Consider the following 490-nt stretch of genomic DNA (forward strand, 5'->3'; position numbering starts at 1 on the left):
ATCGATCGGCAGCTCATCAAGGATTGGCTGGCATCGAAGGAAAAGGATTGATCCTGCCTGCTTTTTGCGGCTTCCCGCGTTATTACAGCCGATAGCTTCAGGGAGAAACGCATGATCGTCCAGGCTTGCATCAATGGCGCACGCGCTTTCGACTATCACCCATGTCTGCCAACGAGCATCGAGGAGATTGCTCGCGACAGCGCTGCCTGCGTGGCGGCTGGTGCGGCGGAACTTCATCTGCACCCAAGGAATGAGGAACCGAGAGCCTGAACGCTGTCAGTGCAACCGTCCGGGCCGTGCGGCCGGCAAGCGTGTCCGGGCACGCTGATCGGCGTCTCGACCGGAGCGTGGATCGAAGGTTCAGCGGAACGAACGATCTCAGCGATCGAAGCCTGGAGCGATTTGGCGGACTACGCCTCGGTCAATCTGTCTGAACCCGACGCACCGGGTATCATGGAATTGCTGCATCGCCGCGGCGTCGGCATCGAAG

At 60.0% G+C, this 490-nt stretch carries 2 protein-coding genes; both read left to right on the forward strand.

All coding sequences use genetic code 11. The annotated features are described in order from the left end of the window. Window positions 1-111 precede the first annotated feature (111 nt). Window positions 112-270 carry a 3-keto-5-aminohexanoate cleavage protein gene (locus tag AC1D0P_RS28660; RefSeq protein ID WP_477679833.1) on the forward strand — a complete coding sequence of 53 codons (159 nt, stop codon included), beginning with the start codon at window positions 112-114 and terminating at the stop codon, window positions 268-270. A gap of 9 nt (window positions 271-279) precedes the next feature. Next, on the forward strand, window positions 280-490 hold a 211-nt coding region (locus AC1D0P_RS28665; protein WP_477679834.1), incomplete at its 3' end, for a hypothetical protein.

This window comes from Polaromonas sp. P1_G2, assembly GCF_056405515.1.

Bases quoted from the DNA above. Each gene is read 5' to 3' on its own strand.
- AC1D0P_RS28660 (WP_477679833.1), top strand. From the start codon at position 112: ATGATCGTCCAGGCTTGCATCAATGGCGCACGCGCTTTCGACTATCAC.